The 10,417-nt window shown below is 46.6% G+C and carries 8 protein-coding genes; all 8 read left to right on the top strand.

The window, feature by feature from the left end:
- Positions 1-1,010: rod shape-determining protein (locus tag IQR33_RS03130; protein ID WP_228013733.1), on the top strand; the 1,010-nt coding region annotated here is incomplete at its 5' end.
- 150 nt (positions 1,011-1,160) lie between these two features.
- Positions 1,161-2,057: a rod shape-determining protein MreC gene (gene mreC, locus IQR33_RS03125; RefSeq protein ID WP_005381142.1), complete on the top strand. Its 897-nt coding sequence runs from the start codon at positions 1,161-1,163 to the stop codon at positions 2,055-2,057.
- A complete protein-coding gene (gene mreD / locus IQR33_RS03120) occupies positions 2,047-2,535 on the top strand; it encodes a rod shape-determining protein MreD (protein ID WP_005381141.1) in 489 nt (162 codons plus the stop codon). The genes mreC and mreD overlap by 11 nt, the downstream gene beginning before the upstream one ends.
- 4 nt (positions 2,536-2,539) lie before the next feature.
- Positions 2,540-3,109: a Maf family protein gene (locus IQR33_RS03115; RefSeq protein WP_005381139.1), complete on the top strand. Its 570-nt coding sequence runs from the start codon at positions 2,540-2,542 to the stop codon at positions 3,107-3,109.
- An 18-nt stretch (positions 3,110-3,127) separates the two neighbouring features.
- The gene (rng, locus tag IQR33_RS03110; protein ID WP_005381138.1) at positions 3,128-4,597 is read left to right on the top strand and encodes a ribonuclease G; all 1,470 of its coding nucleotides are present in this window, start codon (positions 3,128-3,130) and stop codon (positions 4,595-4,597) included.
- A 12-nt stretch (positions 4,598-4,609) separates the two neighbouring features.
- On the top strand, positions 4,610-8,491 hold the full coding sequence (locus IQR33_RS03105) for a YhdP family protein (RefSeq protein ID WP_193837567.1): 3,882 nt from the start codon (positions 4,610-4,612) through the stop codon (positions 8,489-8,491).
- A 33-nt stretch (positions 8,492-8,524) separates the two neighbouring features.
- The gene (locus IQR33_RS03100; RefSeq protein WP_005381136.1) at positions 8,525-9,346 is read left to right on the top strand and encodes a carbon-nitrogen hydrolase family protein; all 822 of its coding nucleotides are present in this window, start codon (positions 8,525-8,527) and stop codon (positions 9,344-9,346) included.
- 11 nt (positions 9,347-9,357) lie between these two features.
- On the top strand, positions 9,358-10,417 hold a 1,060-nt coding region (gene tldD, locus IQR33_RS03095; protein WP_228013732.1), incomplete at its 3' end, for a metalloprotease TldD.

Raw genomic sequence — 10,417 nt, 5'->3', positions numbered from 1 at the left:
ATCTATCTATCGATTTAGGTACAGCCAACACTCTAATTTACGTAAAAGGGCAAGGAATTGTCCTTGATGAACCTTCTGTAGTTGCTATTCGTCAAGATCGTGTAGGTTCTGCAAAAAGCGTTGCTGCAGTCGGTCACGCAGCAAAACAGATGCTTGGTCGTACACCTGGCAACATTTCCGCTATTCGCCCAATGAAAGACGGCGTAATCGCTGACTTCTACGTAACCGAAAAAATGCTTCAGCACTTTATCAAGCAAGTGCACGATAACAGCATCCTAAAGCCAAGCCCACGTGTTCTTGTTTGTGTTCCTTGTGGTTCTACCCAAGTTGAGCGTCGCGCAATTCGTGAATCAGCACTTGGTGCTGGTGCGCGTGAAGTTTACCTAATCGACGAGCCAATGGCGGCGGCAATTGGTGCTGGTTTACGCGTATCTGAGCCGACAGGTTCAATGGTGGTCGATATCGGTGGTGGTACAACTGAAGTTGCCGTTATCTCTCTAAACGGTGTGGTTTACTCATCGTCTGTACGTATCGGTGGTGACCGCTTTGATGAAGCGGTGATCAACTACGTACGTCGTAACTACGGCAGCTTGATTGGTGAAGCAACGGCTGAAAAGATCAAACACGAAATCGGTTCTGCTTACCCTGGTGATGAAGTTCAAGAGATTGAAGTTCGCGGTCGTAACCTTGCGGAGGGTGTGCCACGCAGCTTTAGCTTGAACTCAAACGAGATCCTAGAAGCGCTTCAAGAGCCGCTATCTGGCATCGTATCAGCAGTCATGGTTGCACTAGAACAGTGTCCACCAGAGCTTGCTTCAGACATTTCTGAAAACGGTATGGTACTAACCGGTGGTGGTGCACTACTTAAAGACCTAGACCGTCTACTAATGGAAGAAACTGGTATTCCTGTGGTTATCGCGGAAGATCCACTAACGTGTGTTGCGCGTGGTGGCGGTAAAGCACTAGAAATGATCGACATGCACGGTGGCGATCTGTTCTCTGAAGAATAAAGGTTTAGGTGAAGCTCATGTCGGGCTTCACCTTCATTTCTGCTCTCTCTGTAATTCAAACATGCTCCATACCTAAAAGTATTTAGTTAAGTATTTTTAGGTTGCCAAGTAAGGCTCAATAATCATGGAAGCAATCAGGTCAAAAACAAGATGAAACCGATTTTCGGCAGAGGTCCGTCTCTGCAATTACGTCTGTTTTTTGCTGTCATCGTGTCGGCGAGCTTAATGCTGGCCGATAGTCGTCTAGATACGTTTTCCAACGTTCGATACCTACTAAACAGTATGGTTGCACCGATTCAGTACGCAGCGAATTTGCCTCGTAGTATGTTCGATGGCGTATTTGAACGTTTTAATTCTCATCAGGCATTGGTTGAAGGCAATCGCAGCTTAAAGCGAGAAGTGCTACGCCTGAAAAGCGAGCTTATCTTGCTCGACCAATATAAAGAAGAAAACCAACGCTTACGTAAGTTGTTAGGATCTTCATTTGTCCGTGATGAAAAGAAAGTCGTGACAGAAGTAATGGCGGTTGATACTTCACCTTATCGTCATCAAGTGGTGATCGATAAAGGCCGTATTGATGGTGTTTACGTTGGTCAGCCTGTTATCAATGAGAAAGGCATCGTTGGTCAGGTCACGTTTGTCGCAGCGCACAACGCACGTGTTCTGCTGCTAACGGACGCGAAAAATGCAATTCCTGTCCAGGTGATCCGCAATGATATCCGAGTGATCGCATCGGGCAATGGTGAAATGGATGAAATCCAACTGGAGCACATTCCAACCAGCACAGATATTCAGGTTGGTGATTTATTGGTGACATCCGGTTTAGGTGGTATTTACCCTGAAGGATATCCAGTCGCGACGGTTACCAATGTGGATCACGATACGCGTCAAGAGTTCGCCTCAATCAAGGCTGAGCCGGTTGTGGAGTTTGATCGCTTACGCTACCTACTGCTGATTTGGCCGAATGAAGACCGTCAACACAAAGTACTGCGGTCCAATGTAGATGAAGGGTTAGAGCAAGAACAAGAGGTAACCGATGGCCAATAATGTATTGAGTAGCCGAATGGTGATTGGCGTCAGTTTCTTCGTTGCGCTGGTACTGCAAACCATTCCATGGCCAGGTGTGTTAGATGTGTTACGTCCGTCATGGTTGTTCCTTGTCACGTGTTATTGGGTGTTGGCACTACCGCACCGAGTGAACGTCGGAACTGCGCTAGTGTTGGGCTTATTGTGGGATATCTTGATCGGCTCAACGCTTGGAATTCGTGGCATGATGATGTCGATCGTTATCTACCTTGTGGCGCTGAATTTCCTGTTGATTCGCAACATGGCATTGTGGCAACAGTCGATTTTAATTGCCTTTTTTACTGCGTTATTGGAAGTTTTGATATTCTGTGGGGAATATTTGAACCAGGACGTAGTATTTAATCCATTATCTCTGTGGACGGCGGCAATAAACTGTATACTTTGGCCATGGATGTTTTTATTAATGCGACGAGTTCGTCGTGCATGGCACGTAAGGTAAAGCGGTGAAGAAAAGCTTATCTCTCGTTCTCGCATCGGGTTCTCCGAGAAGAAAAGAGCTGCTTGCTCAACTGGGTTATGATTTTGAGATCGTATTGCCTGATATTGAGGAAGCCAAACAGGCTCATGAGCAAGCACGAGATTACGTGTTGCGTCTTTCTTTGGAAAAAGCTCAGGCAGGCTTAGCGTTGGCTAAGCCTGATTCCGTTGTATTGGGCTCTGATACGGTCGTAGTATGCGATGACCGTGTGCTAGAAAAACCAAAAAGTTTTGAAGATTCAAAGCGTATGCTTACTGACTTATCGGGTCGTCGTCATCAAGTGATGACTGCGGTGAGCGTTGTATCATCGGAACAACAACATTCAGTGGTCGTTACCACTGACGTGTGGTTCAAACCACTGACTCACGAAGAAATCGAACAATATTGGCAGTCAGGAGAGCCATGCGATAAAGCTGGAAGTTATGGTATTCAGGGACTCGGAGGGCGATTTGTCACCCGAATCGAAGGCAGTTATCACGCTGTAGTAGGCTTACCTTTGTTCGAAACCGATCAGCTAATTCAAGAATTTTTATAATTGTTTTGAGGTGTGCACATGAGTGCAGAATTGCTGCTTAACGTGACCCCGAGTGAAACTCGTGTGGCCATGATTGAAGGTGGAGTACTACAAGAAATACATATCGAGCGCGAATCGCGTCGCGGTATTGTGGGCAATATATACAAAGGCAAAGTAAGCCGAGTGTTACCAGGTATGCAGGCGGCTTTCGTCGACATTGGTTTAGATAAAGCGGCGTTTTTACATGCGTCAGATATTGTTCCTCATACCGAATGTGTGGCAGAAAACGAAAAACAGCAGTTTCAAGTCCGTGATATCTCTGAGCTGGTACGCCAGGGACAAGACATTGTTGTGCAAGTGGTCAAAGATCCGCTCGGCACAAAAGGTGCGCGTTTAACGACGGATATCACCTTACCTTCGCGTTATCTTGTTTTTATGCCGGGGGCCAGCCATGTCGGTGTTTCGCAGCGTATTGAAAGTGAAAAAGAGCGCGAGCGTTTGAAAAAGGTGGTGAACCATTACTGCGATGAGCACGGTGGTTTTATCATTCGTACCGCGGCAGAAGGCGCTGATGAAAAAGAGCTATCTCAAGATGCGGCATTTCTAAAGCGTTTGTGGCTAAAAGTCATGGAGCGTCGCTCAAAATACAAAACGCGTTCAACACTTTACGGTGAACTCGGCTTAGCTCAACGCATTCTGCGTGACTTTGTTGGCACAGAGCTCGATAAGATCATGGTCGACTCCCGCCTTGAATACGAGAACCTGAAAGAATTCACTTCTGAGTATGTACCGGAGTTAACAGATAAGCTTGAGCTTTACGAAGGTGACAAGCCAATCTTTGACATGTACGACACCGAAAACGAAATTCAGCGTTCTTTAGAGCGCAAGGTCGAGCTAAAATCGGGCGGCTATTTGATCATCGATCAAACCGAAGCCATGACCACCATCGACATCAACACGGGTGCATTTGTTGGTCGTCGTAATCTCGAAGAGACTATCTTCAATACCAATATAGAGGCAACGCAAGCTATTGCGCGTCAGCTACGTTTACGTAACCTCGGCGGTATCATCATTATTGATTTTATCGATATGGCATCCGAAGAGCATCGTCAGCGAGTACTTACCTCACTGGAAACGGCGCTGGCGAAAGACCGAGTAAAAACCAACATCAACGGCTTTACCCAGCTTGGCTTAGTTGAAATGACGCGCAAGCGCACACGAGAAAGTATTGAACATATCTTGTGTTCTGGCTGTCCTACTTGTGAAGGCCGTGGCAGCGTGAAAACGGTCGAAACCGTATGCTTTGAGATATTACGCGAGATTACTCGTGTGAACCGTGCTTACGACGCCGATAATTTTGTCGTGTACGCATCGCCGTTTGTTGCTGAAGCGCTATTGGGCGATGAGTCTCATGCGTTGGCAGAGCTCGAAGTATTTATTGGCAAGCAAGTGCGAGTTCAGGCTGAACCCCTGTACATTCAGGAACAGTTTGACGTCGTAATGATGTAATTTGGAACATTTGTGAATTCTGGTGTTAACCGTTTTGGGCGTTTTTGTGCGTGGAGTTTAGTTACTGTATTGGTGTTATTAGCCATATTAGTAACCACGCTTCGCGTCACACTGCCGCAACTTAACCATTTCCAAGATGAGATCAAAACCTGGGTCAAACAAGGCACAGGTTTTGACGTTTCTATTGCTAATGTCGCAGGGACGTGGCGCAATAATCATCCCTCAATTGCGTTACTGGGTTTAGAGGCAAATCTACCAAACGTGCAAGATGCACGCTTCGCTGTTGAAGAAGTCCAAATTGAGTTCGACCTTATTCAATCTCTTTTTCAACTTAAACCTGTAGTTGCAGACCTTACCATTCATAACCTCGCTTTAGACATTCACACGGTAGACATTCTGCCGACTTCTCATCGTCAAGATCCGAAGCCTGAAGTGGATAAGAGCGAAGTGAAACTCATTGACCAACTCGACTCACTTCTTTTACGTCAGTTCGAAGACTTCACTATTAGCGATTCACGGATTTGGTATAAGTCGGTGTCTGGTGAAACTCGCCGTTTAGATATTGAGCAGCTTCGTTGGAGTAATCAAGGGAAACGTCACGTAGCCGAAGGCACGGTTAGCATTGCCGATGTTCGCCTGAACTCATTGTTAGTAAGCGCTAACTTTAAAGATCATGGCTCGTTGCGCGATGTATCTGGTGAGTTTTACGTGAGTGCTCAAGATGTCTCGGTCACACCTTGGCTGACCACTTACATGCAAGAAGAGTCAGGAGCAGAGTCGGGTAAAGTCAGCTTAAATACTTGGCTAACGCTCAAACATAGCCAACCGCATGATGCTTATGTTGAATTGCTGCCTTCCGAGTTGGTGTGGAATGAAGATGGACATCATGAGCTGTTTATTGAGTCTGGAATTTTCAATCTTCGACCAGATAAACAAGGCTGGAAAGTAAATGGTCACTCACTTCAGATCAGAACCGATAATACCCCTTGGCCAGAGCTAGACGTCGCGTTTGATTGGCAACCAAACGGCTGGATGCTTAATCTCTCTCAACTCGACATAGAAGCACTCATTCCGCTCATCAAGCTGGCTCCAGAGTCAGAGTCGACCAGTGACCTTATTAACAAACTAGCACCGAAAGGTCGGGTCGAAGATGTCCGATTGTCAATGAACGGTGGTTTAGACACCTTACGCTACTCGGCTGAACTGGATGAACTCGCGATGACACAATGGGAGCTCCTACCCGGGTTTCATCACGTACAGGGCAGCGTATCGGGGGATGTGAATCAAGCTAAAGCAAAAGTCACCGTCATTGATGATGTCTTTCCGTACGGCGATGTATTCCAAGCTCCGCTGAATATCAAACAAGGTGAAGTCGATATTATCTGGCAGCAAGATGATGCGGGTTGGCGTTTGTGGGCGGATAAAGTGACGGCAGCAACGCCTGATCTTCAAGTCTTGGGGGCATTCCGTCTTGATTTTCCAAAAGAACAAAGCCCATTTTTATCGTTCTATGCCGAAGCGGATCTCTACAACGCGGGTGAGACATGGCGCTATCTACCGACTCTGGCACTTGGACAAGACTTGACCGACTATCTTTCGACCGCGATTCAGGGCGGTAAAGTGAACACAGCGAAATTGTTGTGGTATGGCGAGTTAGGTGATTTTCCTTACAAAGAACATAATGGCATGTTCCAAGCTTGGGTTGGATTAAAAGACGCGAAATTTAGCTTTGATACGGCATGGCCAACCATCACGGATTTGCAGCTAGACTTGCTGTTTGAAAATGATGCCATGTATTTGGATTCAAAATCAGCCACACTAAATGGCGTTCATGCCAAGCGTATCACTGGGCGAATCCCTGAGGTGGCAGAAGGTGGACACATCGAGATTGAAGCGAAAGCAAGCGCGCCGGGTAATGAAGTCCGTGACTACATGATGGCGACGCCATTAGTGGATTCAGTCGGTGCCGCATTGACAGCGCTGCAAGTGAGTGGGCCCGTTTACTCTGAGTTTCAACTCAACATACCGTTTGATTTTGAGAAAGACTCTCGCGCTTGGGGTTATGCCGATTTAACAGAAAATCGTGTTGATATTGAAGCGCCGCCAATGACGCTTGAAAACGCCACAGGACGTATCACCTTCGACAATGATGTGGTTACCACATCGGGTTTGTCGGCCGAATTATTACAACAGCCTATCTCTCTTGATTTCCATGGAGAGAGTGCGGAGCAAGGCTACAACGTGACAATTAATACACTAGGAGATTGGGATGTCGAGCCGCTCAAACCCTATGTCGGTGAGCGTTGGTTAAACCTTGTTTCTGGCCATGCGCCGTGGCAAATGGATATTGACTTGCAACTCAATGATGTTGGTTTCACTTATCAGCTTGAAGTGCTGGCGCAGCTAAATCGTCTGGCTAGTCAATATCCTTATCCTTTAGCGAAAAAAATTGGTGAGTCTGGGCAAGCGAAACTGCAAGCATCCGGCAACCAAGAGAGTATTTCAGCACGACTACAGATCCCAAATGTGAAGTATCAAACTGAGATAGATATCGCTGGCGATGTCCCGGTTCTGACTGCGACTCATTTAATGGTTGGCAAAGGTGGCTTCCGGATTAGTCCTATTGTCGGGTACGATGCTTCGGTGCGTGTCGAAGAACTGAATTTAGACCAATGGGCGGAGCTTGCGCAGGTCTCTGAGAGCAAGCCTTCATCGTCTGTTTTGGCAAGCATGAAAACGCCGACCATTCCATTGCCGACACGCATTGAAGTTGAAACGCCAAACTTACAGCTCGGTGGGATTGAGTTTCATGATGTGGATTTTTCAGCAAGCAAGAAAAATTTGAGTTGGCAACTCGATGTGGACAGTCAAGAGGTTAAAGGGAAAGCTAACTATCTGAAACCCTATGATCTATCGGTCTCTTTAGAGCACTTGCATCTGTACATCCCAGGGTTTGAAGAGATGACCAAAGAGCGCAGCTCAATCTTTGCGAGTGAAGATCAAAACGCACCTTTGATTACCAATTTTGACCGCAAGTTTCACGCTGAGATGCCAAACTTAACTTTGAACATTGATGATTTTTGGCTGCAAGGCTACAAAGTGGGCAAAGTGAATGTTGATTTGCAGCGTCGCCAGAACCGCTTGGAGTGGAAAAATATCACCTTTAGTAGCGGCAAAAACCGCATTGATATGAGTGGTTGGTGGGACCTGACGAAAGAGAGCAGTCATTCCAACTTAACCATGAAAATGAAAGGTGATAACAACACCGATCTTATGGAGCGCTTTGGTATTACATCAGGCATTCAACAAGCACCATTTGAGATCAATGCCAATATGGAATGGGACGGCGCACCTTGGTCAATGAAGACACAAACCTTGCAAGGAAACGTCTCAACGGAATTTGGTAAAGGCGTGATCAGTGAAGTTAGTGGTGCGGCACGCTTGTTAGGCTTGTTTAGCTTGGATTCTATCATCCGTAAGATGCAGCTCGACTTTACCGACGTATTCGATAAAGGCATGGCATTCAACTCGATCACGGGAACGGGCAAAATCCAAGACGGTGTGTTTATCACCAATGATATCGTAATGGATGCGTTAGCAGGGGAAATGCAAATCCGCGGCATCGCTAATATGAACAGCAGAATGGTTGATGCGGAAGTGAAATTCACACCAGACATCACATCAGGCCTACCAATGCTGACCGCGTTTGCCGTTGCGCCTCAAACTGCTTTGTATGTCTTGGCCATCTCTACGGTGATATCTCCGGTGGTTGAGGTCTTCACTCAAGTCAATTATGAAGTGAAAGGCCCACTAGATTCACCAACGGTGAAAGAAATTTCGCGAAGTAAAGGTGAATATAAGCTGCCAGAAAAACTGCGTGAACAGGCCAAATAACTCACCGAATATAATGGAATAGGGAGGAAACACATGGAGCGTGTTGGCATTATTCAAATGACTTCGGGTCCGGATATTAACGCGAATTTGGACTTCATTGAAAAACAGTGTGCTTTAGCGAGCAAGCAAGGTGCCAAACTTGTTCTTACTCCTGAAAATACAGTGCTATTTTCCAGTCGCGAAGCTTATCATCAACATGCAGAGCCACTTGGCAGTGGCATGATTCAACAGCGGCTCTGTGAAATCGCTAGAAAGAACCAGTTAACGCTAATTGTCGGAAGCATGCCCATTCAAACCGCAAAAGGTGTCACCACCACAACACTTGTATTTCCGCCGCACGGTAAATGCATTGCTCACTATGACAAACTGCATATGTTTGATGTCGACGTAGCCGATGGTTATGGTAGTTATCGTGAGTCGGATACGTTTATGGCGGGTAATCAAATAGTCGTTGCGGAAACTGATATCGGCAGTGTTGGATTGAGTATTTGTTATGATTTACGTTTCCCAGAACTTTATAAAGTATTGCGTCAAGAAGGGGCGGATATCATTGTGGTGCCCGCTGCGTTTACCGCTGTGACGGGGCAAGCTCACTGGGAAGTATTATTGCGAGCTAGAGCGATTGAGACACAATGTTGGATTTTGGCAAGCGGACAAACTGGAACGCATCCATGTGGACGAAAAACATGGGGACACTCAATGGTCGTTGACCCTTGGGGACGTATCCATAAACAGCTTCAGGATGAAGTAGGTTTATTGGTGACTGAGATAGATTTGTCACAAAGCCAACAAGTAAGGCAGAATATGCCGCTGACTCAACACAGTCGCTTTCAAAATGAATTGAGACGGAAATAAAAGAGCTAACTATGAGCACAAACCAAATAGAACAGGCACTCCTTGCCCCAAATGGTCTGACAGAACAAGACATTGCTGACACGCTTGCCAGCATTGCGACGCGCCAGATCGATTATGCGGACATTTACTTTCAGTCCAGCTGGCATGAGTCTCTGGTTCTAGAAGACAGCATCATCAAAGATGGCTCTTTTAACATTGATTGTGGTGTTGGTGTCCGTGCAGTAACTGGCGAGAAAACAGGCTTTGCCTACTCTGATCAAATCCAGCCTGAAGGCCTGAAGCAGAGTGCAATGGCGGCGCGCGGTATTGCTCAGCAAGGGCAAAATGGCAAAGTCCAAGCGTTTAAACGCACCGAAAACCAAGCGTACTACGCGGCTGTGAATCCACTAGCTGAATGGGAAAAGCAGCAAAAAACAGAATTACTCAAATCTCTAGATGCTTACATCCGCACTAAAGAACCATTGATTAAAGAAGTTTCGATCAGCATCAGCGGTGTGCATGAGCAGATGCTTGTTGCGGCAACAGACGGTACTTATGCAGGCGATATTCGTCCTTTGGTGCGTTTGTCTATTAGCGTGCTCGCACAAAAAGGTGAACGACGTGAACGCGGTAGTGCTGGTGGCGGCGGCCGTTTCGGTTACGATTTCTTTTTAACGGAAAGCAATGGTGTGAAACAAGCTTTTCATTACGCAGACGAAGCGATTCGCATGGCGTTAATCAACCTTGAAGCAGAAGCCGCACCAGCTGGCATGATGCCAGTGGTATTGGGTTCTGGCTGGCCTGGCGTGTTGCTACACGAAGCGGTAGGTCATGGCCTAGAAGGTGACTTTAACCGGAAGGAATCTTCGGTTTTCTCTGGCAAAATGGGTCAACAAGTGACGTCTTCGTTGTGTACCATCGTCGATGATGGCACGTTAAAAGACCTTCGTGGTTCACTGAATGTGGATGATGAAGGGGTAAACGGTCAGTACAACACGCTTATCGAGAATGGTGTGCTGAAAGGCTATATGCAAGACAAGCTAAACGCGCGGCTAATGGGTGTAAATCCAACGGGTAACGGTCGTCGTGAAT

It is taken from the genome of Vibrio sp. OPT46, from assembly GCF_015163535.1.
GTDB lineage: Bacteria > Pseudomonadota > Gammaproteobacteria > Enterobacterales > Vibrionaceae > Vibrio > Vibrio alginolyticus.
This window is presented reverse-complemented; position numbering and strand designations above follow the sequence as displayed.